Source organism: Lysobacter humi (ex Lee et al. 2017), from assembly GCF_054781815.1.
In genome coordinates this window covers 1-24,436 of the sequence record NZ_BAAGTR010000004.1, presented here as the reverse complement: position 1 = coordinate 24,436, position 24,436 = coordinate 1, and the positions used below count along the sequence as shown (strand labels likewise).

The window sequence follows — 24,436 nt, the reverse complement described above, 5'->3', positions numbered from 1 at the left end:
TGGCAGTGCCAACCGGCTCGGCCACCCCATCAGAATCGGAGTAACGCATGGACGATCGTGACCTGACCCGGACGTACAGCCGCCGCCAGTTCGTGGAGAAGCTGCGTCGTCTCGCCGATGCGATCGAGGCCGAGACCGCGTTTACGATCCAGGTCGCCGGCGAGCGGCTGCGTGTCCCGGCCTCGGCCGGGTTCAACGTCGAGCACGAGCGCAGCGGCGGCCGCCAGGAACTCGAGTTCCAGGTCATCTGGTCGGCCGAAGACGCCTGAGGCGCGGTCGACGTCGAAGCCGGCACGCGGCGGCTCGGCGCTGCTGGGGTCAGGCCGTTCCGACGTGGTTGCGCCCTGCACCCTTGGCCGCATAGAGCGCCGCATCCGCGCGCGCGTGCAGGTCGCGCAGGCCGGTGTCGCTCGCCTGCAGCGTGGCGAGCCCGAGGCTGATGCTCACGCGCAGGCCCTCGGCGACGTCGTCCCAGCGCAGTGCCTCGATGCCCGCGCGCAGGCGCTCGGCGACCTGCGCGGCCGCCTCGGGCGAGGCGTCGGGCAGCACCACGAGGAATTCCTCGCCGCCAGTGCGGCCGATCTCGTCGAACTGCCGAAGCGCGCGCTGGCACGCCGCGGCCACACGCTCGATCACGCGATCACCGACGAGATGGCCATGCGTGTCGTTGATGCGCTTGAAGTGATCGATGTCGAACGTGATCAGGCTCAGCGGACGCCCGTCCGCCTTCGCCTGTGCGATGCGCTCCTCGGCGATCAGCTCGATCCGGCGGCGATTGGCGACGCCGGTGAGCTCGTCGGTGAGCGCGAGCACGCGCAGGCGCCGGGTGCGCACCAGCTGCTGCACGACCAGCGCACCGAGCAGCAGGATCAGCAGCACGCCGAGGCCCACCGCACCCCACTGCCAGCGCCGCGCCTTGAGCAGCGCCTGCATCTCCTGGTCGCGCAGAGTCTTCTCGCTGCGCAGCCGCTCGTTCTCGATCTCGCGGCGCGAGGCGTCGAACTGCTGGCGCAGCATCAGCGAGCGCTGGTCGTTGCGCGCATCGAGCAGCTTCTCGCGCAGCGCGACATAGCGCTTGAAGTCGGCCAGCGCCGCGCGCGCGTCGCCGCGTCGCTCGTGCAGGCGCGCCCGCTCGGGATAGAGCATCTCGAGGTAGCGCTCGTTGCGCTCGGCCTCGAAGATGCGCTCGGCGCGGGCGAACAGGGCGAGCGCCGTGTCGGCCTCGCCGAGGCCCGCGCGCGCCTGGCCCTCGAGCAGCGCGAGCATGCCTTCGTTGGACGTGTCGCGCAGGCTCGCGAAGCCGCTGCGCGCCTGCGCGAGCGCTTCGAGCGCGAGTCCGTGCTCGCCGCGCATCACCCGCGAGGAGGCCATCGCGAGGTAGACCGACGCCGCGTCGCCCGCGCCGAGGCGCTGCCGGGCGACGGCGAGCGCTTCCTGGTACGCCGCGAGCGCGCGATCGGGGTCCTTGCGGTCCTCGTGCAGGAAGCCGAGCTGCAGCCACGCGGCCAGCAGCGCGGGCCAGTCCTGCTGCTGCAGCGCGATCTGCCGGCTCTGCTCGAGATAGTTCAGCGCGCGCGGGTATTCGCCCATGCGGCGGTAGGCGATCCCGATGTTCTGCAGGTTGCTCTCGGCGCGGGTCTTCAGGGCGGAGCCGTCGTAGATGCGCTGCGCCGCGACGAAGTCCATCAGCGCCTGCGCATGCTCGCCGAGGAATGAGCGCACGCTGCCGCGCAGCACCAGCCCGTCGCCGACCAGGCGCGAATGTTCGGCCCGGCGGGCGATCGCGATGCCCTCGGAATAGCGCGAAATCGCCTCGCGCGAGCCGACCACCATCTCCTCGAAGGCGGCCTGGCAGTAGAGGAAGCGTGCCTGGGCCTCCAAGTCGCCGCGCGCGCGCGCGTCGGCCAGGCCGCGGCGCGCGAACTCGAGCGAGGCGCGCGCGTCCTCGGGCGTCTGCACGCACTCCGCGAAGCGGTACTGCAGCTCGCGACGCGCGTCGCCGGGCGGCACCAGCACGCGCAGTCGCGCGAGATTGGCTTTGGCTTCCTCGGGCGTGGCGGCGCGCAGGCCGTCGCCGTCGAGCTGCTCGAACAGGCGGTCGAACTCGGCCGCGCGGCCGCCGGTCACCGGACGCCGCTCGACGCGCTCCTGCGCCACCGCGAGCGCGGCGACGAGCATCAGCAGGGCGGGCAGCAGCGCGCGGGTTCGGGGCATGTCGGGCTCGGGCCGCGCCGTGGATCACGGCACGACCCGCCGCGGCGCCGGGTCAGCCGTCGAGCGCCTGAGCGACGAACGGCGGCGTCGCGAGGGCTCCCCGATGGATATCGGCGCTGTAGTACTTCGTCTCGAGGCCCGCCTCGCGTGCGGCCTGTTCGCGGAAGTCGAAGCCGCCGCCCTTGCGCGCGAGCGTGCAGCTCCACCAGCCCGTGGGGTAGCAGGGCTGCGGGAAGGGCAGGGTCTTGAACGTCGTGAAGCCCGCCTTGCCCATCTCCGCGCGCATCGAGCGGATGAGCTCGAGCAGCGCGAGCGGGGATTCGGACTGCTGCACGAGGATGCCGTCGTCGCGCAATGCGCGGAAGCAGGACTCGTAGAAGGCCTTGTTGAACAGGCCTTCGGCCGGGCCGACCGGATCGGTGGAATCGACGATCACGATGTCGACGCTGCCCGCCTCGCAGTTCGCCATGTAGGCGACGCCGTCGTCGAACAGCAGTTCGGCGCGCGGATCATTGTTGGAATCGCACAGCTCCGGGAACCACTTCTCGGCCATGCGCGTGACCTGCTCGTCGATGTCGCACTGCACGGCCTTCTGCACGCCCGGATGCTTGAGCACCTCGCGCAGCGTGCCGCAGTCGCCGCCGCCGATGATCACGACGCGCTTCGGATCCGGATGGGTGAACAGCGCCGGATGCGACATCATCTCGTGGTAGAGGAAGTTGTCGCGCGTGGTGAGCATCACCGCGCCGTCGATGAGCATCAGGTTGCCCCAGTCGGTCGTCTCGAAGATCTCGATCTTCTGGAACGGGCTCTGCACCTCGTCGAGCTTGCGGGTGACGCGATAGCCGATGGCGGAGCCGGTGTGCTCGAAATTCTCGTACTGCCAGGTGGGTGCGCTCATGACGTCCTGCGGTCTCGGGCCGGGAATCCGGCAAACGCCCGAGTGTAGCGGACGCGTGCGGGAGGCTCAGTCGTCGGCTTCCACCCGGTCGCGACCCCCCTGCTTGGCGCGGTAGAGCGCCGCGTCGGCGCGGCGCATCAGGCCTTCGAGGCCACCGTCGCGCGGCCGCCATTGGGCGACGCCGGCGCTCACCCGCACCACCAGCCCGGGCGCGAGGTCCCGCAGGTCGAGGGCGGACACCGCCTCGCGCAGGCGCCCCGCGATCACCGTGGCGTCCTCGAGCGCGGTCGCCGGGAGCAGGACGAGGAACTCCTCGCCGCCGATCCGGCCGAGGCGGTCGTCGCGGCGCATCGCGTGGGCGAGCGCCGCCGCGATGCGCTGCAGCACGCGGTCGCCCAGCAGGTGGCCGTGCGCATCGTTGACCTGCTTGAAATGGTCGAGGTCGAGACTGATGAGGCTGAGCGGCCGCTGCACGGTAGCCCGGCGCACCGCACGCTCGCCGGCCCTCAGGATGCGTCGCCGGTTCGCGATGCCGGTCAGCACGTCGGTCATGGCGAGCTCGCGCACCCGGCGCACCGTCCGCCATTGGACCGCCGCGAGCGCGGCGAGCACCGCGGCCAGCGCGGCCCCGATCACGAGCGCCGCGCGACGCCAGGGCCGTTCGCGGCCGAGCGCGCGGACCTGCTGCGCGTGCCGCGCCCGCTCCATGCGCAGGCGCTGCCGCTCGCGCATGCGCCGGTTGGCGTCGAAGCGCATGCGCCACGAGGTGACCTGTTCGCCCTCGGCATCGTGCCGCAGCGTCGTGGCCAGGCGGTCGTAGTGGCGCAGCTCGGCGAGCGCGGTGGCGACGTCGCCCGCCGCCTCGGCGCTCGCGGAGCGGGCGCGGTGCAGCAGGGCGAGGTAGCGGACGTTGTCCTGCGCGCGCATCAGCGGCTCGGCGCGCGAAAAGCGCTCCAGCGCTTCGCGGTGGCGACCCTGCAGGGCGAGTGCGCGGCCGGCGGCGTAGTCGAGCATCGGCTCGGTGCGGTGGGTGCCGTCGACGCGGAGGTCGTCGCGCGCCTGTTCGATCACACCGAGTGCCCGCGCACCGTCGCCGGCGACAATGTGCGCGCTCGCCAGGCCGATGCGCGCATAGCCCTCGTCGACCCGGTCGATGCCGCGTGCGATCTCGAGCGCCTGCGCGAACATCCGCAGCGCGGGCACGGCGAGGTCCTGTTCCTCGAAGGCATAGCCCTGCTGCATGAGCGCGCTGTAGAGGTCGACGCGGTTGCCGGTGCGGCGGGCGAAGGCCTCGACCTGGCGCAGGTAGTCGAGCGCACGATCGAATTCGCGCATGCGGCGGTAGGCGATGCCGATGTTGAGCAGGTTGCCCTCGGCGCGCCGGCTCAGGCCGGCATGGTCGTAGGCTTCCTGCGCGCGCAGGAAATCCTGCAGGGCGAGCGCCTGCTCGCCGCGCAGCGAGTAGAGCCCGCCGCGGTAGATGAGTCCATCGCCCGTCAGGCGCGCGTCCTCGGCGCGGCGCGCCAGCCGCAGGCCGGCGTCGTAGGCCTGCCAGGCCGACTTCTCGTCGAACAGCTCGAGCTTGAAGCCGCGGCAGTACTCGTAGCGGGCCGCGGCGACGAGGTCACCGGCGCGCAGCGCGTCGTCGCGGCCCGCCTCGGCGAAGCGCACGCCCGCACGGAACTCGCGGCGGAACTCGAGCACGCAGCGCGCCGTGCCGAGCAGCCGCGCGCGGCGCGGATCGCGGGGCGGCAGGGCGGCGGTCAGGCGACGCAGCGCGTCACGGGCCTCCGGGATGCTCGCCGTCGGCTCCACATCGTCGTCGACACGCGCGAGCAGTGCGTCGAACGCCCGTGCCGACGGGGCCGCCGCCACGAAAGGCGACGCCAGGAGGAGCAGCAGGGCGAGGAGCGGGCGAAAGGGCACTGCGGGCCTGCACGGGGGAGCGGAGGGGCCGGCAGACCGGACTTCGGCCCCATTGTGGTCGGCCTGTCGGGCGCGATCTTGAATCCGCCGTGTACGGCCGCTTGCGCGGTCGGATTCGGGCGACCGGCGGTGGCCGCGGGCGCGCACGGCCGCGCGCCTGCTCGGCGGACGCCCCCCTCGCGCCGCAGGCCCTACAATCCGCGCCCCTGCCCGGTTCCCCTGGACGCCGCAATGACCGACTGGTCGCTCGACCTGGCCCGCAAGACCTACTCGATCCCGTACTGGTCGGAAGGCTATTTCGACGTCGACGGAACCGGGCGCGTGAGCGTGCAGCCCCAGGGCGCGGGCGGCCCGTCGATCGCGCTCGCGGACGCCGTGGACCACGCGCTCGACGGCGGCGCGCAGCTGCCGCTGCTGGTGCGGTTCCCGCAGATCCTCGGTGACCGCCTGCGCAAGCTGCAGGACGCCTTCGCCTGGGCGATCGCAGAGACCGGCTACGGCGGCGGCTACACGGCGGTCTACCCGATCAAGGTCAACCAGCACCGCTCCGTCGCGGGCACGCTGGCCTCGCATGCGGGCGAGGGCTTCGGCCTGGAGGCCGGCAGCAAGCCCGAGCTGATGGCGGTGATGGCGCTGTCGCGCCCGGGCGGGCTGATCGTCTGCAACGGTTACAAGGACCGCGAGTACATCCGCCTTGCGCTCATCGGCCGCAAGCTCGGGCTCGACACCTACATCGTCATCGAGAAGCCGAGCGAGCTGCAGCTCGTCATCGAGGAGGCGCAGGCGCTCGACGTCGTGCCGGGCCTCGGCGTGCGCATGCGGCTCGCATCCTTGGGCGCCGGCAAGTGGCAGAACAGCGGCGGCGACAAGGCGAAGTTCGGCCTGTCCCCGCGGCAGGTGCTCGACCTCTGGAAGCGCCTGCGCGACGCGGGCATGGGCGACACGCTCGGGTTGCTGCACTTCCACATGGGCTCGCAGATCTCCAACGTGCGCGACATCGCCGGCGGCATGCGCGAGGCGGTGCGCTATTTCATCGAGCTGTCCAAGCTGGGCGCGAAGGTGAAGTGGATGGACGTGGGCGGTGGCCTCGGCATCGACTACGAGGGCACGCGCTCGCGCAGCTACTACTCGATCAACTACGGCGTGCGGCAGTACGCGCTCAACATCGTGCAGCCGCTCGCCGATGCCTGCGAGCAGAACGGCCTGACCCCGCCGCGGATCGTCACCGAATGCGGCCGCGCGATGACCGCGCACCACGCGGTGCTGGTCACCAACGTCAGCGAAGTCGAGCGCGCGCCGGAAGGGCGCGTGCCGGATGCGCACGACGATGAACCCTTGGTGATCCGCCACCTGCGCAGCGTGCATGCCGAGCTCGAAACCCGCCCGGCGATCGAGCTGTTCCACGACGCCACGCACTACCATGCCGAAGGCCTCGACGCGTACGCGGTGGGCCAGCTCGACCTCGTGCACCGCGCGCGCATCGACGATCTCTACTACGCGATCCTGCACGGCGTGCGGGCGCGGCTGTCGCCGCTGGAGAAGACCCAGCGCGAGCTGCTCGACGAGCTCAACGAGCGCCTCGTCGACAAGTACTTCGTCAACTTCAGCGTCTTCGAGTCGATGCCCGACGTCTGGGCGATCCAGCAGGTGTTTCCGATCCTGCCGATCGAGCGCCTCGACGAGCGCCCGGCCCGGCGTGGCGTGATCGCGGACCTCACCTGCGATTCGGACGGCCGCATCGATACCTACGTCGAAAACGAGACGCTCGGCACCTCGATGCCGATCCACGCGCCGAATCCGGGCGAGGTCTACCGGATCGGCTTCTTCCTGGTCGGGGCCTACCAGGAGATCCTCGGCGACATCCACAACCTCTTCGGCGACACCGACGCCGTCGCGGTGAACGTGAACGAGCAGGGTTTCGAGTTCATCCAGCAGCGCCGCGGCGACACGATCGACGTGATGCTGGACTACGTCGGGTACGATATCGGCCAGCTGCGGCAGGCCTACCGGGACATGGTCGCTGCCGCGGCACTGCCGGCGACGACGTCGCAGGGGCTCATCGAGGCACTGGACGCGGGCCTGACCGGCTACACCTATCTGGACGACGCGCCGCTCGACTGAGCGCCGCGCGGGGAACGAGACACATGAAGACCGGATTCATCGGCCTCGGCGCCATGGGCGCGCCGATGGCCCGCCACGTGCATTCGCGCGGCCTGCTCTGCGCGGTCGGCACGCGCACGCAGGACAAGGCCGACGCCTTCGCCGCCGAGCTCGGCGTGCGCGCCGCGCGCTCGGCATCGAACTTCGCCGACTGCGACATCGTCGCACTGTGCGTGCCGCTCGATGCGGACGTGCTCGAGAACGTCGCGGGCCTCGCCGACGTGCTGCGTCCGGGCAGCATCGTGGTCGACCACTCGACGGTCGCGGTCGACACCGCGCGCCGCGCCGCCGCGATGCTCGCCGCGCACGACATCGGCTTCGTCGACGCACCGGTGTCCGGCGGCGTCGAGGGCGCGCGCAACGGCAGGCTCTCGGTCATGGCCGGCGGCGACGCCGCGGTGATCGAGAAGGTGCGCCCGCTGCTGGAGTGCTATGCCGCGCGCATCGCGCATATGGGCGAGACCGGTGCGGGGCAGGCGACGAAGGCGGTCAACCAGGTGCTGGTCGCCGGCATCAACGAGGCCGTCTGCGAAGGCCTCGCGCTCGGCGAGAAGCTCGGCCTCGACGCCGAGCGCCTGCTGCCCACGCTGATGGCCGGGGCGGCCGCAAACTGGTTCCTCGACAAGCGCGGCGCCACGATGCTGCGCGACGAGTTCACGCCGGGCTTCAAGAACGCGCACATGCTCAAGGACCTGCGCATCGTGCAGGGCATGGCGCAGGCCGCCGGCATCCGCACCGGCGTCATCGACCAGGCACTGTTCGACTACGGCGAGCTCGTCGAGCGCGGCATGGGCGAGTCCGATACCTCGGCGCTGATCAGCCTCAAGCGCGCGCGCTGACCGGCCAGCGCGTCGCTCAGGTCGACGCGACGGCGGTGCGGCGCTGCGCGAGCCGTTCGCCGGCTGCGGCCGCGAGCCACGCGACGATCGACGCGAGCACCAGCGGCGCGAGCGCATTGCGCATCAGCCACAGCGTCGAGGCCTGGGCCGACAGATCGCTGGACACCCATGCACCCAGCACCCCGGCGAGCCCGGCGGCGAGTACCAGGCCGATCGCGAGCATCCGGAATCCGCGCCGCGCGATCCAGCCGCCGGCGATGCCACCGAACGCCGCGCCGAGCAGGTCACCCGGTGCGATCAGCCCGAGCGGCGTCATCCAGCCGCGAAAGGCGCCGCCGAGCAGGCCGAGTCCCATGCAGAGGCTCATCACGGCGAGGGCGACGACGCAGGCGACCAGCAGGCGTTGGGACATGGCGTCGGGCGGCGAAAGGTGGGCCGCCAGTCTAGGCGCAGTCGCGACCGACGCGCGCGTGGCCGGCGTTCGGCTGCGCAGTCGGTCCGAGCGCCGCGTGGCCTACGCAGTGAGCGTCGCGCGTGCGCGCTGCCGACGGTGCTCGCTGCCGCGCGTGGGCCCGACGGCTGCGCTGACGGGGCTTGTTTCGCGGCGCGAAGCGGGACGCTTGTGCGGGCCAGCGATTGCGGCCCAAGGCGTTCACGTCGCTCCTCACGCCGACCGGGCCGCCGGCGCGCGCCCGACGCGCCTGCGCCCCACCCCGGTCGCGCCTGCGCGTATCGCTGACGGCACGCGCCGCGCGCCGCCACCTGCTCAGTTCGTCTTCACCGCCATCGCGTCGAGCCCGCCGCCGGCGAGCTTGCGCTTGGCCTCGGCGAGCTCGCTCGCGGTGCCGTACGGTCCCATGCGCACGCGATAGACGGTCTTGCCGCCGATCTGCGCCGATTCCACGCGGGCGCCCACGCCCAGCAGGGCGATCTTCGCCTTGAGCTCCTCGGCCTGGCCCGACGCCTGGAAGGCGCCGGCCTGCAGGATGTAGCGCGCACTCTCGCTCGCCGGTGCGTCCGCCTTCGAAGTCGTCGCGGGCGTCGCCGTGGGTGGGGTGGCCGGCGTGCTACTCGCGGCCGTGGCGTCCGCGTCGACCGGCTTGGGCAGCGTCTCGGCCGGCGTTGCGGCCGACGCATCGTCCGCGGCCTTGGCGGCAGCCTGCGTCGCCGCCTGCTCGCGGGCCTGTTCGGCCTTCTCGCTCGCCGCCAGCTCGGCATCGCTCACCGGCACTTCCTTGCCGGGCAGCAGGGTGTAGAAGTCGAAGTCCGACGGCTTGTCCTCGCTCGCGGCGGGCTTCGGTGCGGCAGGCACGCCGGCGGCCATGTCCTCCTCGTCGACCACGGCCTCCTCGTCCGCGGTCTGCGGCTGCGCGTCAGGATTCGGCTTCGGCGAATTGCGCCAGAAGCCGTCCTCGCCGGGCTTCATCAGCCGCGGCGCGGCCACCACCACGAGCAGCGTCAGGGCGACGCCGATCACCAGCCATGCCCAGCCGGGCAGGCCGCCACCACCGCCGCCGGAACCGCCGGAGCGGCGGGCCTGGGTCTTGCCACGTCGTTGCTGCGCCACTTACATCACCTCGGGGGCGGACACGCCCAGGAGCGACAGTCCATTCGCCACCACCTGACGCGTCGCTGAAGCGAGCGCGAGGCGGGCATCGCGGGTCCCCGCGTCGTCGACTAGGAACTGGTGCACGCCGTAGTACGTCTGGAAGGCCTGCGTGAGCTCGAGCAGGTAGGCGGCGATCTGGTGCGGCTCGAGGTCGCGCCCCGCGGCCTCCACCACCTCCGGCCAGCGCGCGATGAGCGTGACCAGCGCATGCGTGGCGTCATCCCCGAGATCGAGCGGCTGCGCGAGCCCGCGGTCGAGCTCGAACGTCAGGCCGCGCTCCTTGAGCTGGCGCATCAGGCCGCACATCCGCGCATGGGAGACCTGCACGTAGTAGACGGGGTTGTCGAGCGACTGGCTGCGCGCGAGGTCGATGTCGAACGTGAGCTGCGAGTCAGGTTTGCGCGCGATCAGGAACCAGCGCACCGCATCGCTGCCGACCTCGTCGATCAGGTCGCGCAAGGTGAGATAGCTGCCGGCGCGCTTGGAGAGCTTCACTTCCTCGCCGCCGCGCATCACCGTCACCATCTGGTGCAGCACGTATTCCGGCCAGCCCTGCGGGATGCCGCAGTCGAGCGCCTGCAGGCCCGCCTTGACGCGCGCGAGCGAGCCGTGGTGGTCGGCGCCGAGCTCGGTGATCGCGCGCTCGTAGCCGCGCTGCCACTTCGACAGGTGATAGGCGACGTCGGGCACGAAGTACGTGTACGTGCCGTCGGACTTGCGCATCACGCGGTCCTTGTCATCGCCGAAGTCGGTGGTGCGCAGCCACAGCGCGCCGCCTTCCTCGTACGTGTGGCCGTGCGCGACGAGCTCGCGCACCGTCTCCTCGACCTTGCCGTCGGTGTAGAGCGAGCTCTCGAGGAAGTAGACGTCGAACGACACGCCGTAGGCAGCGAGGTCGAGGTTCTGTTCGCGGCGCAGGTAGGCGACGGCGAACGCGCGGATCGCGTCGAGATCGTCGGCATCCTTCGCGCCGACGACCGTATGACCGTCGACCTCGATGGTGTCGCCGCGCAGGTAGGCCTGCGCGACATCCTTGATGTAGTCGCCGCGGTAGCCGTCCTCCGGCCAGCCGGCGTCGTCGGGGCCGCGGCCCTGCGCGCGCGCCTGCACGGAGATCGCCAGGTTGTTGATCTGCGCGCCGGCGTCGTTGTAGTAGAACTCGCGCGCCACGTCCCAGCCGTTGGCCTCGAGCACGCGCGCGATGCAGTCGCCGATCACCGCTGCTCGGCCATGGCCGACATGCAGCGGTCCGGTCGGATTCGCGGAGACGTATTCGACGCCCGCGCGGTGCCCGCGCCCCGATTCGTTGCGCCCGAAGCGCTCGCCCTGCGCCAGGGCCGCCTGCAGCGTCGCGCGCCAGGCGCCTTCGGCGATGCGGAAGTTGATGAAGCCCGGGCCGGCGAGCTCGACGGACGCGATCGAATCGTTCGCGGGCAGCGCATCGACGAGCGCCTGCGCGATCGCGCGCGGGTTCGAGCGGGCAGGTTTCGCGAGCAGCATCGCGGCATTGGTCGAAAAGTCGCCGTGGCCGCGGTCCTTCGGGCGCTCGATGACGAAATCGGGCGTGGCGAGGTCGGCAGGCAGCGTGCCGGCATCGCGCAGGGCGGCGATGGCCTGCTCGACGAGGGCGCGGAGGGTGGCTTTCACGGGAATTCGGTACGGCTCGGGCGGAACCCCGTAGTGTACCCGCGCGCCGGCGCCCGACCGGCTGCGACCCGTGCTCAGACCCAGCCCCGGGCGGCCATCGAGGTGGCCGGGCCGTCGCCGACGACGAAATGGTCGAGCAGCCGCAGGTCGACCAGCGCCAGCGCCTGCTTCAGCCGTGCAGTGACGGCGCGATCGGCGACGCTCGGCTCGGGATTTCCGCTGGGGTGGTTGTGCCCGACGATCACCGCGGCCGCATTGTGGGCGAGCGCGCGCCGAACCACCTCGCGCGGATGCACCTCCGCGCCGTCGAGCGTGCCGCGGAACATCTCCTCGAACGCGAGCACGCGGTGGCGGACGTCGAGGAACATGACGGCGAAGACCTCGCACGGCTCTCCGCGCAGCCGCTGCGAGAAATAGCGGCCGGCCGACGGCGGATCGGTGAGCGCGGTGCCGCGCTCGAGCTCCGCGGCGAGCACGCGCTGGCCGAGTTCCAGCGCCGCGGCGAGCGTGCAGGCGCGTGCCGGGCCGAGGCCATGCAGCTTCGCGAGCGCCGCGGGTGGGCGCTCGAGGAGCACGCGCAGCGGGCCGTGCAGGCCGAGCAGGTCGCGCGCCGTCGCGACGGCGTCCTGCCCGCGCAGGCCCGAGCCGAGGAACAGCGCGATCAGTTCGGCGTCCGACAGGGCGCCGGCGCCGCGTGCAAGGAGCTTTTCCCGGGGGCGCTCGGCCGCCGGCCAGTCGCGGATGCGCATGGGTCCCTCCATGGACCGGTCTCGTTCCGTCCCGGGTATTTCCGCGCATCGGGGGCGCGGCCGCCGTCGGGCGACGCCGGGCGTTCGGGTAAGCTGTCGGCCGCTTCCCGCGTAGGAAATGCCCGAACGTGACGGCGCTGCACGGCCACCGGATCCTGCTCTGCGTCTGCGGAGGCATCGCCGCCTACAAGGCCGCGGAGCTCGTGCGCCGCTTGCGTGACGCCGGCGCCGAGGTGCGCGTCGCAATGACGGAGAACGCGCAGCATTTCGTGAGCGCGACCACCTTCCAGGCGCTCAGCGGCGCCGCGGTGCGCACCTCCCTGTGGGACGAGGCTGCCGAGGCGGCGATGGGCCACATCGAGCTCGCGCGCTGGGCGAGTGCGGTCGTCGTCGCGCCGGCCACGGCCAACACGCTCGCGCGCCTCGCGCACGGCTTCGCCGACGACCTCGTCAGCACGCTGTGCCTGGCGACCGAGGCGCCGATCGCCGTCGCGCCCGCGATGAACCGCGTGATGTGGGCGCATCCCGCCACGCAGGCGAACGTAGCCACGCTACGCACGCGCGGCGTGCTGCTGCTCGGCCCCGCGAGCGGCGGCCAGGCCTGCGGCGAGACCGGCGACGGCCGCATGCTCGAGCCGCAGCAGATTGTCGATGCACTCGGCGGAGCCGCCGCATGAGCGCGCTCGCGGGGCGCCGCATCGTGGTGAGTGCCGGGCCGACGTTTGAAGACCTCGATCCGGTGCGGTTCCTCGGCAACCGCAGCAGCGGCAAGATGGGCTTCGCGGTGGCCGCCGCCGCCGCCGCTCGCGGCGCGGACGTGGTGCTGGTCGCCGGCCCGGTCACGCTGGCGACGCCCGAGGGCGTGGCGCGCACCGACGTGCGCAGCGCCGCGCAGATGCATGGCGCGGTGATGGACGCACTGCCGTGCGACGTCTACATCGGCGCGGCCGCGGTGGCCGACTACACGCCGGTCGCCGTCTCGCCCTGCAAGCTCAAGAAGCAGGCCGGGCAGGACGGGCTGACGCTCGAGCTGGTGCGCACGCGCGACATTCTCGCGGAGGTCGCCGCGCATGCGCAGCGACCGCGCCTGGTGGTCGGCTTCGCCGCGGAGACGCACGACGTCGAGCAGTACGCGCGCGGCAAGCTCGCCGCCAAGCGCCTCGACCTGATCGCCGCGAACCGCGTCGGCGTGGAAGGCTCGGGCTTCGAGAGCGACGACAACACATTGATCGTCTTCGATGCGGCGGGTGCGGCCACGCTGGGCCCGGCGCCCAAGCGCGCGCTCGCCGATGCGCTGCTCGACCTGCTCGAGGCGCGCCTGGCATGAGCCACGCGACGATCCAGCTGCGCCGCCTCGATCCGCGCTACGGCGCGGCTTGGCCGTTGCCCGAATACGCCACCTCTGCGAGCGCGGGCCTCGACCTGCGCGCCGCGCTCGACGCACCGCTCGTGCTCGCGCCGCGCGCGACCGAGCTCGTGCCGACGGGGCTTGCGATCCACATCGGCGATCCGGCGCTCTGCGCCGTCATCCTGCCGCGATCCGGGCTCGGGCATAAACACGGCGTCGTGCTCGGCAACGGCACTGGCCTGATCGACGCGGATTACCAGGGTGCGCTGATGGTGAGCGTCTGGAACCGGAGCGATGCGGCTTTTACGATCGAGCCGGGTGACCGCATCGCCCAGCTCGTCGTGCTGCCGATCGTGCGAGCCTGCTTCGATGTCGTCGACGAATTCGAATCGAGCGCACGCGGCGCGGGTGGCTTCGGCCACACCGGCGTGCGCTGATCCCCAGGAGTGAATGCCATGGCCCCATCCTCGTCCGCCCTGCTCGAGCGCCTGAAGCCCGCGCTGCCCCTGCTCGCCGGCCTGTGCCTGCTGCTCGCCGGCTGGTTCGGCTGGAACGCCTTCGAGCAGTTCCGCGACGCGCAGCGACGTGGCGACGTCGAGCAGGTGCGCGACGAAGCCGTGCGGGTGGCGCAATCCGCGCTCACCGCCGCGCACAAGCGCTTCGCGGCGCAGCTCGCGGGTGCGCCGGTGCGCGACGCGCTCGCGGCGGGCGACCTGACGCGCGCAGGCCAGCAGCTCACCGCCGGCTGGAACGGCGCGACCGGCGGCCAGGTGCTGCCCGCGCAGCTCGGCGGCGCGTACGAGGCACTGGGGAACAAGGGCACGAGTTACGGCCGCGTGGCCACGCTGGAGGCGGCGATCGCCTCCGGCAAGCCGGTCTCGTGGGCGATCCGCGAGGACGGCGCCGAATACGTCGCGCTCGCCGCGCCCGTCACCGCGGGCAACGAGCCCGCCGTCGCCTTCGTGCGCCTCCCGCTGGCGCAGGTCGCCGGCGGCGTGAAGGGCGCCAGCCTCGACGGCACGACCTACGTCGCCTTGCGGCAGGGCACGGTGACGCTCGCCGAACAGGGTGACGGCGCCCTCGCCGAGAGCGCCGAGGCACTCGCCGCCGACGTGCCGGGCAGCGAGATGCGCGTCGCCGCCGCGGTGCCGGACACCGCGGGCGGGCCGCTCGGCCTCGGCGCGCTCGGCTGCGCGATCGCCGCGGCGATCTTCCTCGCGCTCGCCGGCCTGATCGCCGGCGCACCGGCGCTGCTCGCACGCCGCGCGCGCGGGGCCAGCGCCGAGGCGATCGACGACGCACCGACGCTGGCCGACGTGCTGCGCCCAACGCCGGGTGCGCCGGTGCCGGCGACGCCCGAGGCGGTCAAGGCGAGCCTCGCCCTCGATCGCGGCATCTTCCGCGCCTACGACATCCGCGGCATCGTCGGCCAGAGCCTCGACGCCGGCATCGCCGAGCTGATCGGCCAGGCCGTCGGCACCGTGATGCAGGAGCAGGGGCTGCGCGACATCGTGGTCGGCCGCGATGGGCGCCTGTCCGGCCCCGCGCTGAGCGAGGGCCTGATCACCGGCCTGCGCCGCGCCGGCCGCAACGTGATCGACATCGGCCTCGCGCCCACGCCGCTCACGTACTTCGGCGCCTATCACCTGCGCGCCGGCTCCTGCGTGTCGGTGACCGGCAGCCACAATCCGCCGGACTACAACGGCTTCAAGGTCGTGGTCGGCGGCGAGACGCTGTCGGGCGACACGATCATGGATCTCTACGCGCGCATCGCCGACGACCGCCTGCACACCGCGCCCACGCCGGGCACCGTCGAGCAGCGCGACATCAACGACGACTACGTGCAGCGCGTGGCCTCCGACATCCAGATCGACCGCCCGCTCAAGGTGGTGGTCGACGCCGGCAACGGCGTGGCCGGCGAACTCGGCCCGCGTGTACTCGAAGCGATCGGTGCCGAGACGATCCCGCTCTTCTGCGAGATCGACGGCACGTTCCCGAACCACCACCCCGACCCGAGCGAGCCGCATAACCTCACCGATCTGGTGCAGATGGTGCAGCGGATGGACGCCGACTTCGGCATCGCCTTCGACGGCGATGGCGACCGCCTCGGGGTGGTGACGCGCGAGGGCGAGAACATCTTCCCCGACCGCCTGCTGATGCTGTTCGCCGCCGACGTGCTCGAGCGCAATCCCGGCGCGATGATCCTGTTCGACGTGAAGTGCACGGGTCGCCTGCCGGGGCACATCCTGCGCCACGGCGGCAGCCCGCTGATGTGGAAGACGGGCCACTCGCTGATCAAGGCGAAGATGCGCGAGACCGATGCCGAGCTCGCCGGCGAGATGAGCGGCCACTTCTTCTTCAAGGAGCGCTGGTACGGCTTCGACGACGGCATCTACGCCGCCGCGCGCCTGCTCGAGATCCTCGCCGCCAGCCCGCGCACGCCCACGGAGACCCTCGCCGCGCTGCCCAACGGGATCTCCACGCCGGAAATCAAGGTCGATGCGCCGGCGGGCAATCCGCATGCCTTCGTCGAGCGCTTCCAGGCCGGTGCGAAGTTCGAAGGCGCGCGCCTGTCGACCATCGACGGCCTGCGCGTGGACTACCCCGACGGCTGGGGCCTCGTGCGCGCCTCCAACACCACACCGGTGCTGGTGATGCGCTTCGACGCCGACAGCCCCGAGGCGCTCGCGCGCATCCAGCAGGCGTTCCGCGAGCAGATCGCGGCGATCGAGCCGGGCCTCGTGCTGCCGTTCTGAGCCTGCAGGGGCGGGCGCGACGCGATCGCGCCCGCTTCGACGGCATCGATTCGTTCCGCCGCCGCCATCGCGGCGCAGCCCGGGCCCGCATGTACATCGTCGACCTCACCTACGTCGCGCCGCTGGCGGACGTCGATGCGCACCTCGAGGCGCATCGCGCCTACCTCGCCCTGCATTACGCGAACGGGACATTCCTTGCATCAGGGCCGAAAGTGCCGCGGACCGGCGGTGTGATCCTCGCGCGCGCCGCGTCCCGCGAGGCGCTGCTCGAGGTCCTCGCGCAGGATCCGTTCCATCGCCACGGCGTGGCCGACTACGCGGTCACGCGGGTCGACGTGCGCGCCGCGGCGCCCGGGCTCGAGGCCCTGATCGACGGCTGACGCAGGCGCCGATGCGCCTGCAGGCGTGGTCGCCGCGGTCAGCCCGCCGTGGCGGTCGCCGCGGCCGGGGTCGCGGTGGTGCTGCCCGACGCCGCGGTCTTGATCTCGCGATAGCGCATCACCGCCTCGTCGAGCTGCGCCTGGATCAGCCCCGACTCCTGCTGCAGCCGGACCAGCTGGCCCTGCTGCGTCACCAGCTGTGCATGCTGGCTGCGGATGTCGTCGGCGAGCTTCTTGGGCACCGGCTTCTTCGCGAGCTCCGCCTCGCCGGCGCGGCGCAGCAGGCCGACGAGGGTCTGGCGGATGCCGGCGATGCCCATTTCCGCCGTCTTGACCGAGTCGCGGTTGAGGTCGATCCGGTTGGTGAAGGCACGGCGCAGGTCGGCCTCGGTCGCGAAGGATTCGACCATCGCCATCAGGCGGCGGTGCTCGGCGGCGGCCTGCTCGGCCGCGGTCTGCTCGGCCTTGGCCTGCGCTTCGGCCGCGGCGCGCTCGGCTGGCGACAGGGCGCGGCCCACGCGCGCGTTCGCCATGCCACTGGTGCCGTACTCGGTCCGCTCGGCGTCCACCGCGTCCGCCGGCAGCGCATCGCCGCAGACCTTGCGGCCGCCCTCGTTCCAGCAATAGAGCTTCTTGGCGTCCTTGGCACCCTGCGCATGCAGGGCCGGCAGGGCGGCGACGAGGACGACGGCAGCGAGGACGCGGGCGCGGGCCATGGGAACTCGTTCGAAGAAGGTATAGGGCTTGTGAAGCAAGTATCGCGCCAAGGCGCTCAGCGGCTGCCGTAGGCCTGACGGTACGCCAACAGGCGCTCGCGATGTGCGCCCAGTCGCGGATCGGCATCGGAATCGAGCAGGTCGCGCAGCCGCGCCACGGCCACCACCGGCAGCGCATGCTCCTGCGCGACACTTTCTGCCGCCGAGCGTCGCGACACGCTCGGGTCCACCGCCTCCTCGCGATCGAGCGCGATCACGATCCCGACCGCGGTACCGCCGGCGTCGCGGATCAGGCCGAGCGCCTCGCGGATCGCGGTGCCCGCGGTGATCACGTCGTCGACGATCAGCACGCGACGCCCCTCGAGTGGTGCGCCGATCAGCATGCCGCCCTCGCCATGCGCCTTGGCCTCCTTGCGGTTGAACGCGAGCGGCAGGTCGCGCCCGCGCCGCGCGAACTCGCAGGCGAGCGCGGTCGCGAGCGGAATGCCCTTGTAGGCCGGGCCGAACAGCAGGTCGAAGTCGAGGCCCGCGGCGTCCACGGCATCGGCATAGCAGTGCGCGAGCTCGGCGAGCGCGGCGCCGGAGTCGAAGCGCCCGGCATTGAAGAAGTAGGGGCTCACCCGCCCGGACTTCAGGGTGAACTCGCCGAAGCGCAGCGCGTCGGCGCGCAGCGCGAGCTGGAGGAAGCGGGTGCGGTGGTCGGTCATGCGCGGGCGTGCGGCGAGCAGGAAAACGCCATCGTAAAGCAGCGACCGGCTAGGCTTGTCGCCCCGGACGCGCCGCGTCCCGCGGAACCACCGGTTCGATGCGCGTCATCAGTTTCAATGCCAACGGCTGGCGCTCCGCCGCCAAGAAGGGCTTCATTTCCTGGCTGCACGAGCGGGATGCCGACGTCCTCTGCGTGCAGGAGACCAAGGCGCAGGAGCACCAGCTGCGCCTGCCCGAGCTGATCCCGGACGGCTACCACGCGTATTTCCGCGACGCCTCCACCCGCAAGGGCTACAGCGGCGTCGCGATCTACACCCGCCGCGAGCCGGACGAGATCCGCTCCGGCCTCGGCTGGGACGCCTTCGACGAGGAGGGCCGCTACATCGAGGCGCGTTTCGGCGACCTCTCGATCGTCTCGGTCTACGTGCCCTCCGGCACCACCGGCGACGCGCGCCAGGGCTTCAAGGAATCGGTGATGGGCTGGTTCCAGCCGATCCTGCGGGAGTGGCTCGACAGCGGCCGCAAGTACATCGTCTGCGGCGACTGGAACATCGTGCGCTCGCGCCGCGACATCAAGAACTGGACGAGCAACCAGAAGCAGACCGGCTGCCTGCCGCACGAGCGCGCCTGGCTCAACGCCATGATCGCCGACACCCACGGCGACGGCTCGCCCTGCGCCGGCGACCTGGGCTGGCTCGACAGCTTCCGCGTGGTCAAGCCCGATGAATCGTCCGAGTACACCTGGTGGAGCCATCTGGGACAGGCACGGGCCAAGAACGTAGGCTGGCGCATCGACTACCAGCTGGTCACCCCGAACCTGCGCGACGCGATCGTCCACTGCGAGAGCCACCGCGAGCCGAAGTTCTCCGACCACGGCCCCTACATCGTCGATTACGACCTCGAGGACTGGAAACGATGAGCGACACGCCCGCGCGCCCCGGCTGGAAGCAGGTCCTGCGCAACCTCGGCCAGCCCAAGGTCGCGGTGATGCTGCTGCTGGGCTTCTCGTCCGGCCTGCCCTTCATGCTCGTCGGCAACACGATGGGCTACTGGCTGCGCGACGTGGGCATCGAACTCGCCACCATCGGCTTCGCCTCGTGGGTGGGCCTGGCCTACTCGTTCAAGTTCCTGTGGGCGCCGGTCATCGACAAGGTCGACGCGCCGTTGCTCGGTCGCTGGCTCGGCCGCCGGCGTGGGTGGATGGCGCTCGCGCAGGTCACCGTGGGCCTCGCGCTCGTCGGCATGGCGCTGGTGCGACCGGAAGGCGGCCTGGGCCCGTTCGTGGGGCTCGCGCTGGTCGCCGCATTCGCGTCCGCGACCCAGGACATCGTGGTGGACGCCTGGCGCATCGAAAACTCGGAGAAGGGCGAGGAACTCGCGCTGCTCAGCTCCGGCTACCAGCTCGGCTACCGCGGCGCGCTGCTGGTGACCGACGCGCTCATCCTGATCCTCGCAGCCAATATCGGCTGGTCCCCGTCCTACCTGCTGATGGGCGCCGCGATGGGCGTGGGCCTTGCCGCCACGTTCTGGGCACGCGAGCCGGCACGCCAGGCCGCGGTCGCGCCGTCGGGCTCGCTGCTGACGGGTCGCGGGCTCTACGACGCGATCATCGGCCCGTTCGTCGCCTTCTTCCGCGACCATGGCAAGTGGGCATTGCTGATGCTGCTCGCGATCAGCCTCTACCGCCTGCCCGATTTCTTCATGGGCCCGATGGCCAACCCGTTCTACAGCGATCTGGGCATCGACAAGGAAGTGGTCGGCACCGTGCGCGGCACGATCGGGCTGGTCGCATCCGTGGTCGGCATCGCCGCCGCCGGCCTGTTCGCGCTGCGTTTCGGCTACGTCGCGACGCTGCTCGCCGGCGCGATGCTCGGCCCGGGCTCGAACCTCGCCTTCGCCTGGCTTGCCTACCAGGGCCCCGATCCGTCGGCGTTCGCGACGGCGATGGTGATCGACAACTTCGCCACGGGCTTCGCCGGTACGGCGCTGGTGGCCTACATGTCGTCGTTGACCAACATCGGCTACACGGCCACGCAGTACGCGCTGCTCAGCTCGTTCTACGCGCTGCCGGGAAAATTCATCAAGGGCTTCTCCGGCGCGACGGTCGAGTCGCTCTCGGTCGGCACCACGCAGCTGGACGGCTATGCGCGGTTCTTCATCCTGACGGCGCTGTTCGGCATCCCGGTGCTCCTGCTGTGCATCGCGCTCGTGCGCCGCGCGAAGCCGCCGCTCACGCCGCCCGAGCCGCAGCCGTCATCGGCGTAGCGCTCACGCGACCTTCCATTCCGGCGCGGCGCGGCTCGGCGCTGCGCGCCGTCAGTCGTAGGCCACGCAAGGCCGCATCGATCCACCTAGGCCGGGTAGATCGCCCCGAGCACACGATCGCCGGCCGCGCCGGTCGCCGACGGCAGGTTGCCGGGTCGGCCGAGCAGTGTCTGCCGCGCCAGCCAGGCGAATGCCGCGGCCTCGACGAAGTCGGCATCGAGCCCGTGCGCGTCGGTCGATTCGATGCGGCAGCCCGGCAGCAACTGGCCGATGCGCGCCACCAGCTGCGGATTGCGCACGCCGCCGCCGCAGAGCAGCACGCGGGTGGTGGTCGGCTGCTGGGCGAGAAGGGCGTCCGTCACGGTGCGGGCAGTGACCTCGAGCAGCGTCGCCTGCACGTCCTCGGCGTGTTCGTCGCCAGCCAGGTGCGCGTCCACCCAGCCCAGGTGGAACTGCTCGCGCCCGCTGCTCTTGGGCGGCGGCAGCGCGAACCACGGTTCGGCGAGCAGGCGCGAGAGCAGGGCCTCGTCGACCGTGCCGCGCGCCGCGAAGCGCCCGTCGCAGTCGTAGCCATCGCCGGTATGGCGCAGGCACCAGGCGTCCATCAGTGCATTCGCCGGGCCCGTGTCGAAGCCGCGCACGTCGCCGTGCGCGGGCAGCAACGTGTAGTTCGCGATCCCGCCGAGGTTGAGCACCGCGCGGTCCTCGTCCGACGCGCGCAGCACCGCCGCGTGGAAGGCCGGCACCAGCGGCGCGCCCTGGCCGCCGGCCGCGATGTCGCGACGACGGAAATCGGCAACGGTGGTGATCCCGCATCGCTCGGCGATCAGGCTCGGATCGCCGAGCTGCCACGAGAACGGATGCCGGCCATCACGCGCGACGCCGGCCGGGCGGTGGCGCACCGTCTGGCCGTGCGAGCCGATGGCATGCACGTCGGCGGCCGCGGTGCTGCATGTGTCGAGCAGCGCGCGCGTGGCGTCCGCGAAGGCTTCGGCGACGCGCACGTCGAGGGTGCCGATCTCGTCGAGCGACCGTGCGTCGCCGCCCTGGCCGAGTTCCACCAGCCGCGTGCGCAGCGCGGAGTCCCACGGATGGGTGAGCGCGCACACGACCTCGCAGCGCGTGCGGTCGGCGTCCTCGGAAAAGCGGACCAGCGCGGCGTCGATCCCGTCCGCGCTCGTGCCGGAAATCAGGCCGACGTACAGGCCGTCGGCCGCCGCATCGCCGCCCATCAGGAGCGGCTGCGTTCGGTCTTCTTGGCGTCTGCCTTTTCGCCGGCCTTCGCGACGCGCGTCGCCGGCTCCTCGTCGCCCGCGTAGATGATGTTCTCGACCTCGCGGATACGCGCGAGCGCCGTGCGCGTCTGCGAGCGGAACTGCGCAAGCGCGGCGCCGCTGAGCGGCTCCGGCGGCGGCATCGTCACGCTCAGCGGATTGCGGTGCACGCCGTTGATCTGGAATTCGTAGTGCAGGTGCGGGCCGGTCGACATGCCCGACGAGCCGACATAGCCGATCACCGTGCCCTGCGGGATGCGCTGGCCCGGCTTGACACGGCCGAACTGCGACATGTGCGCGTAGAGCGTCGTGTAGCCGCGGCCGTGGTCGAGCATGACGGCGCGGCCGTAGCCGCCCTTCCACCCGACGAACTTCACGCGTGCGTCGCCGGCCGCCATGATCGGCGTGCCGGTGCCCGCGGCGTAGTCGACGCCCTTGTGCATGCGCACGCGGCCCAGCACCGGATGGCGGCGCGTGCCGAAGTTCGAGGTCAGGCGCGCATACGGGATCGGCATGCGGATGAACGTCTTCTTCAGCGAGCGGCCGTCGGCGGTGAAGAATTCCGGCTTGCCGTTGCGCTCGAAGCGGAACGCCGAATGCAGCTTGTCGCCGGTGGTGAAGGTCGCGGCGAGCACCGGGCCCGTGCGCACCAGCTCGCCTTCGCGCCACGTCTGCTCGACGACCACGCTGAAGCGGTCGTCGGCGCCGACGTCGTCGTTGAAGTCGATGTCGTACTTGAACATCTCGTCGGTGAGCGTGTTGACGTGCGAGCTCGTGAGCCCGAGCTTGCGCGCCGAGCGGTAGAGCGAGCCGCCCACCTTGCCGCTGATCACCACGGTCCGCGTTTCCGTCGGGCGCACGATCACCTTCTCGGTGATGCGATCGCCGGCGAGCGCGAGCTGCACCTGGTCGTCGCCGCGCTCGAAGCGGAAGGCCCGCAGCGCCCCGGCGGGGCCGAGGTCGAACGCCAGCTCGGTGCCGGGCTGCAGCCGCTTGAGGCCATCGCGCACGCTCGGATGCTTGAGCACCTTCTCGCGCGTGTTCGCATCGATGCCGAACTCGTCGAAGATCGTCGACAGCGTCTCGCCGCGGCGGGCCTGCACGATCTGCCAGTTCTCGCCCTGCACACGCAGTCGCGGCAGCGGCGGCAGGGTCAGCGCCATCGAATGACGCGGCACCGGTGCATCGCCGCGGCTGACGACCGGGCGGTCGAACCCCGGTACGATCGCGCCGGCCAGCATCGCGGCCATCGCGAACAGGCTCGCCTGCGCCCACTGACGACGCGACCAGCGTCCGTTGAAGCCCGTGCCTTCGTGCGCGGTCACCGGACGATGCAGGACCGATTCGCGAAGCGCATCGAGGCGCGCGCGGCGCGCCGTAGCGGTGTCTGTCATGCTGACTCCCCCGGGAACCCGTGTAGGCCCCGTCACGACCGTAAAATAGTCACGCTAGGTCTGTGCGTCAAACCATTGATGTAAATGGTTTTTTTCGTCAACGACTTTTTTACGTCTACTTAACTTATTGGATGACGGCGGTCGCGAGTCGCTCCGCCTAGTGAGACTGAGCATGAGCGTACAGGACGCCCTCGACCTCATCGCGCGCGGCGCGGACGAGATCCTCAAGCCCGAAGAGCTCGCCAAGCGGCTGGAGTCCGGGCGGCCGCTGCGGGTCAAGGCGGGCTTCGACCCCACCGCGCCGGACCTCCATCTCGGCCATACGGTCCTTCTCAACAAGATGCGGCAGTTCCAGGACCTCGGCCACCAGGTGATCTTCCTGATCGGCGACTTCACTGGAATGATCGGTGATCCGACGGGCAAGAACGTCACCCGCAAGCCGCTCACCCGCGAGGACGTGCTCGCGAACGCCGAGACCTACGCCGAGCAGGTCTTCAAGGTGCTGGACCGCGACCGCACCGAGGTGCGTTTCAATTCCGAGTGGTTCGGCCAGATGTCGGCGGCCGATATGGTCCGCCTCGCGGGCCAGCACACCGTCGCCCGCATGCTCGAGCGCGACGACTTCGCCAAGCGCTACGCCGCGCAGCAGTCGATCGCCATCCACGAATTCCTGTATCCGCTGGTGCAGGGCTACGACTCCGTCGCATTGAAGGCCGACGTCGAGCTCGGCGGCACCGACCAGAAGTTCAACCTGCTGATGGGCCGTGGGCTGCAGGAGCATCACGGCCAGGCCCCGCAGGTCGTGCTGACCATGCCGCTGCTCGAGGGCCTGGACGGCGTACAGAAGATGAGCAAGTCGCTCGGCAACTACATCGGCATCGACGAGCCCGCGATCGACATCGTCACCAAGACCATGAAGATCGACGATGCGCTCATGTGGCGCTGGATCGAGCTGCTGAGCTTCGAGATCTCGATCGCCGACGCGCAGCGGCTGCGCAGCGAGATCGATTCAGGCGCCCTAAACCCGCGCGACCTCAAGATGCGCCTCGCCCGGGAACTGGCGGCGCGCTTTCACGGCGCTCGCGCCGCCGAGCAGGCGGTCGCCGGCTGGAACGCGGCGGTCCGCGGCGAAGGGGACGTCTCGCAGCTTCCGCTGACAGACGTGACCGTTCCAGAAGAAGGCCTCCGTATCGCGGCGCTCCTGACCGCGGCGGGCCTGACCCCCAGCAACTCCGAAGCGAACCGCAAGCTCAAGGAGCGTGCGGTGCGTGTCGACGGCGACATCCTCGAAGACGCGCAGCGCGTGTTCGCGCCCGGGTTCGAAGGCGTTATCGCGGTCGGCAAGCGCAATTTCGCGCGGGTACGGCTGGTCACCTGAATCTTTCAAGTCGATCGCATCACCAGGGCTTCACAGATGCGATCGGCGCGGCCATAATGGTCGACCCAGCCAAGAGCGGCGCCGCGGAATGCGGGTGACGCGGGAGGTAGGGGAAGCGGTAGAAGAAAGTCGATCACGGGGTGTTGACAGTGATCGAAGATGCCCTAAAATG

At 71.3% G+C, this 24,436-nt stretch carries 20 protein-coding genes and 1 pseudogene; 10 read left to right on the top strand and 11 right to left on the bottom strand.

Annotated features, from left to right (window positions below; translation table 11 throughout):
- Positions 1 to 47: 47 nt before the first annotated feature.
- A complete protein-coding gene (locus ACYVJJ_RS02990; protein WP_460830991.1) occupies positions 48 to 269 on the top strand; it encodes an amphi-Trp domain-containing protein in 222 nt (73 codons plus the stop codon).
- Positions 270 to 318: 49 nt separating this feature from the next.
- On the opposite strand, the gene ACYVJJ_RS02985 is transcribed toward ACYVJJ_RS02990, so the two are convergent.
- The 3 genes from ACYVJJ_RS02985 to ACYVJJ_RS02975 all read right to left on the bottom strand — a co-directional run bounded on the left by ACYVJJ_RS02985 (position 319) and on the right by ACYVJJ_RS02975 (position 5,041).
- Positions 319 to 2,214, bottom strand: a complete 1,896-nt coding sequence (locus tag ACYVJJ_RS02985; protein WP_460830990.1) for a GGDEF domain-containing protein — start codon at positions 2,212 to 2,214, stop codon at positions 319 to 321.
- A 52-nt stretch (positions 2,215 to 2,266) separates the two neighbouring features.
- Positions 2,267 to 3,115 carry a polyamine aminopropyltransferase gene (gene speE / locus ACYVJJ_RS02980; RefSeq protein WP_460830989.1) on the bottom strand — a complete coding sequence of 283 codons (849 nt, stop codon included), beginning with the start codon at positions 3,113 to 3,115 and terminating at the stop codon, positions 2,267 to 2,269.
- Positions 3,116 to 3,181: 66 nt separating this feature from the next.
- Positions 3,182 to 5,041 (bottom strand): diguanylate cyclase, encoded by a 1,860-nt coding sequence (locus ACYVJJ_RS02975; RefSeq protein WP_460830987.1) that lies wholly within the window; start codon positions 5,039 to 5,041, stop codon positions 3,182 to 3,184.
- Positions 5,042 to 5,272: 231 nt separating this feature from the next.
- On the opposite strand from ACYVJJ_RS02975, the gene speA reads away from it, so the two are divergent.
- Together speA and ACYVJJ_RS02965 are read left to right on the top strand one after the other, a co-directional pair.
- On the top strand, positions 5,273 to 7,162 hold the full coding sequence (speA, locus tag ACYVJJ_RS02970) for an arginine decarboxylase (protein ID WP_460830985.1): 1,890 nt from the start codon (positions 5,273 to 5,275) through the stop codon (positions 7,160 to 7,162).
- A gap of 23 nt (positions 7,163 to 7,185) precedes the next feature.
- Positions 7,186 to 8,040 (top strand): NAD(P)-dependent oxidoreductase, encoded by an 855-nt coding sequence (locus ACYVJJ_RS02965; protein WP_460830983.1) that lies wholly within the window; start codon positions 7,186 to 7,188, stop codon positions 8,038 to 8,040.
- A 16-nt stretch (positions 8,041 to 8,056) separates the two neighbouring features.
- Here ACYVJJ_RS02965 and ACYVJJ_RS02960 read toward each other — a convergent pair whose 3' ends face one another.
- The 4 genes from ACYVJJ_RS02960 to radC all read right to left on the bottom strand — a co-directional run bounded on the left by ACYVJJ_RS02960 (position 8,057) and on the right by radC (position 12,045).
- The gene (locus tag ACYVJJ_RS02960) at positions 8,057 to 8,452 is read right to left on the bottom strand and encodes a hypothetical protein (RefSeq protein ID WP_460830981.1); all 396 of its coding nucleotides are present in this window, start codon (positions 8,450 to 8,452) and stop codon (positions 8,057 to 8,059) included.
- A gap of 354 nt (positions 8,453 to 8,806) precedes the next feature.
- Positions 8,807 to 9,607 carry an SPOR domain-containing protein gene (locus ACYVJJ_RS02955; RefSeq protein WP_460830979.1) on the bottom strand — a complete coding sequence of 267 codons (801 nt, stop codon included), beginning with the start codon at positions 9,605 to 9,607 and terminating at the stop codon, positions 8,807 to 8,809.
- Complete coding sequence (gene argS / locus ACYVJJ_RS02950) at positions 9,608 to 11,296, bottom strand: arginine--tRNA ligase (protein ID WP_460830978.1); 1,689 nt, start codon at positions 11,294 to 11,296, stop codon at positions 9,608 to 9,610.
- Between the two features lie 74 nt (positions 11,297 to 11,370).
- Positions 11,371 to 12,045: a RadC family protein gene (gene radC / locus ACYVJJ_RS02945; protein WP_460830976.1), complete on the bottom strand. Its 675-nt coding sequence runs from the start codon at positions 12,043 to 12,045 to the stop codon at positions 11,371 to 11,373.
- 152 nt (positions 12,046 to 12,197) lie between these two features.
- Between radC and coaBC the strand changes: the two are divergent.
- The 4 genes and pseudogenes from coaBC to ACYVJJ_RS02925 all read left to right on the top strand — a co-directional run bounded on the left by coaBC (position 12,198) and on the right by ACYVJJ_RS02925 (position 16,529).
- A pseudogene (gene coaBC / locus ACYVJJ_RS02940) lies at positions 12,198 to 13,372 on the top strand (bifunctional phosphopantothenoylcysteine decarboxylase/phosphopantothenate--cysteine ligase CoaBC).
- Positions 13,369 to 13,830 (top strand): dUTP diphosphatase, encoded by a 462-nt coding sequence (gene dut / locus ACYVJJ_RS02935; RefSeq protein WP_460830975.1) that lies wholly within the window; start codon positions 13,369 to 13,371, stop codon positions 13,828 to 13,830. Before coaBC ends, dut begins: the two are co-directional and overlap by 4 nt.
- A gap of 18 nt (positions 13,831 to 13,848) precedes the next feature.
- Complete coding sequence (locus ACYVJJ_RS02930; protein ID WP_460830973.1) at positions 13,849 to 16,149, top strand: phosphomannomutase/phosphoglucomutase; 2,301 nt, start codon at positions 13,849 to 13,851, stop codon at positions 16,147 to 16,149.
- An 89-nt stretch (positions 16,150 to 16,238) separates the two neighbouring features.
- Positions 16,239 to 16,529 carry a YciI family protein gene (locus ACYVJJ_RS02925; RefSeq protein ID WP_460830971.1) on the top strand — a complete coding sequence of 97 codons (291 nt, stop codon included), beginning with the start codon at positions 16,239 to 16,241 and terminating at the stop codon, positions 16,527 to 16,529.
- 38 nt (positions 16,530 to 16,567) lie between these two features.
- Here the strand turns inward: ACYVJJ_RS02925 and ACYVJJ_RS02920 are convergent, their stop codons facing one another.
- The gene (locus tag ACYVJJ_RS02920) at positions 16,568 to 17,245 is read right to left on the bottom strand and encodes a hypothetical protein (RefSeq protein WP_460830969.1); all 678 of its coding nucleotides are present in this window, start codon (positions 17,243 to 17,245) and stop codon (positions 16,568 to 16,570) included.
- 56 nt (positions 17,246 to 17,301) lie between these two features.
- Positions 17,302 to 17,952: an orotate phosphoribosyltransferase gene (gene pyrE, locus ACYVJJ_RS02915; RefSeq protein ID WP_460830968.1), complete on the bottom strand. Its 651-nt coding sequence runs from the start codon at positions 17,950 to 17,952 to the stop codon at positions 17,302 to 17,304.
- Between the two features lie 98 nt (positions 17,953 to 18,050).
- Between pyrE and ACYVJJ_RS02910 the strand changes: the two genes are divergently transcribed.
- Both ACYVJJ_RS02910 and ACYVJJ_RS02905 read left to right on the top strand, forming a co-directional pair.
- On the top strand, positions 18,051 to 18,872 hold the full coding sequence (locus tag ACYVJJ_RS02910; RefSeq protein ID WP_460830966.1) for an exodeoxyribonuclease III: 822 nt from the start codon (positions 18,051 to 18,053) through the stop codon (positions 18,870 to 18,872).
- Complete coding sequence (locus ACYVJJ_RS02905) at positions 18,869 to 20,218, top strand: AmpG family muropeptide MFS transporter (RefSeq protein ID WP_460830964.1); 1,350 nt, start codon at positions 18,869 to 18,871, stop codon at positions 20,216 to 20,218. The genes ACYVJJ_RS02910 and ACYVJJ_RS02905 overlap by 4 nt, the downstream gene beginning before the upstream one ends.
- 86 nt (positions 20,219 to 20,304) lie before the next feature.
- On the opposite strand, the gene ACYVJJ_RS02900 is transcribed toward ACYVJJ_RS02905, so the two are convergent.
- Positions 20,305 to 21,450, bottom strand: coding sequence for an anhydro-N-acetylmuramic acid kinase (locus ACYVJJ_RS02900; RefSeq protein WP_460830962.1), 1,146 nt, complete (start codon positions 21,448 to 21,450; stop codon positions 20,305 to 20,307).
- A complete protein-coding gene (locus ACYVJJ_RS02895; RefSeq protein ID WP_460830960.1) occupies positions 21,450 to 22,886 on the bottom strand; it encodes a peptidoglycan DD-metalloendopeptidase family protein in 1,437 nt (478 codons plus the stop codon). The genes ACYVJJ_RS02900 and ACYVJJ_RS02895 overlap by 1 nt, the downstream gene beginning before the upstream one ends.
- Positions 22,887 to 23,058: 172 nt before the next feature.
- On the opposite strand from ACYVJJ_RS02895, the gene tyrS reads away from it, so the two are divergent.
- Positions 23,059 to 24,264, top strand: coding sequence for a tyrosine--tRNA ligase (gene tyrS / locus ACYVJJ_RS02890; protein ID WP_460830959.1), 1,206 nt, complete (start codon positions 23,059 to 23,061; stop codon positions 24,262 to 24,264).
- Positions 24,265 to 24,436: the final 172 nt, after the last annotated feature.

Coding starts and splice junctions, on each gene's coding strand:
- radC (WP_460830976.1), bottom strand. CDS start 12,045: ATGCGCATCCGCGACTGGCCGGCGGCCGAGCGCCCCCGGGAAAAGCTC.
- ACYVJJ_RS02895 (WP_460830960.1), bottom strand. CDS start 22,886: ATGACAGACACCGCTACGGCGCGCCGCGCGCGCCTCGATGCGCTTCGC.
- ACYVJJ_RS02930 (WP_460830973.1), top strand. CDS start 13,849: ATGGCCCCATCCTCGTCCGCCCTGCTCGAGCGCCTGAAGCCCGCGCTG.
- ACYVJJ_RS02960 (WP_460830981.1), bottom strand. CDS start 8,452: ATGTCCCAACGCCTGCTGGTCGCCTGCGTCGTCGCCCTCGCCGTGATG.
- ACYVJJ_RS02910 (WP_460830966.1), top strand. CDS start 18,051: ATGCGCGTCATCAGTTTCAATGCCAACGGCTGGCGCTCCGCCGCCAAG.
- ACYVJJ_RS02965 (WP_460830983.1), top strand. CDS start 7,186: ATGAAGACCGGATTCATCGGCCTCGGCGCCATGGGCGCGCCGATGGCC.
- ACYVJJ_RS02985 (WP_460830990.1), bottom strand. CDS start 2,214: ATGCCCCGAACCCGCGCGCTGCTGCCCGCCCTGCTGATGCTCGTCGCC.
- tyrS (WP_460830959.1), top strand. CDS start 23,059: ATGAGCGTACAGGACGCCCTCGACCTCATCGCGCGCGGCGCGGACGAG.
- ACYVJJ_RS02900 (WP_460830962.1), bottom strand. CDS start 21,450: ATGGGCGGCGATGCGGCGGCCGACGGCCTGTACGTCGGCCTGATTTCC.
- dut (WP_460830975.1), top strand. CDS start 13,369: ATGAGCCACGCGACGATCCAGCTGCGCCGCCTCGATCCGCGCTACGGC.
- speA (WP_460830985.1), top strand. CDS start 5,273: ATGACCGACTGGTCGCTCGACCTGGCCCGCAAGACCTACTCGATCCCG.
- ACYVJJ_RS02925 (WP_460830971.1), top strand. CDS start 16,239: ATGTACATCGTCGACCTCACCTACGTCGCGCCGCTGGCGGACGTCGAT.
- ACYVJJ_RS02920 (WP_460830969.1), bottom strand. CDS start 17,245: ATGGCCCGCGCCCGCGTCCTCGCTGCCGTCGTCCTCGTCGCCGCCCTG.
- pyrE (WP_460830968.1), bottom strand. CDS start 17,952: ATGACCGACCACCGCACCCGCTTCCTCCAGCTCGCGCTGCGCGCCGAC.
- ACYVJJ_RS02905 (WP_460830964.1), top strand. CDS start 18,869: ATGAGCGACACGCCCGCGCGCCCCGGCTGGAAGCAGGTCCTGCGCAAC.
- ACYVJJ_RS02990 (WP_460830991.1), top strand. CDS start 48: ATGGACGATCGTGACCTGACCCGGACGTACAGCCGCCGCCAGTTCGTG.
- speE (WP_460830989.1), bottom strand. CDS start 3,115: ATGAGCGCACCCACCTGGCAGTACGAGAATTTCGAGCACACCGGCTCC.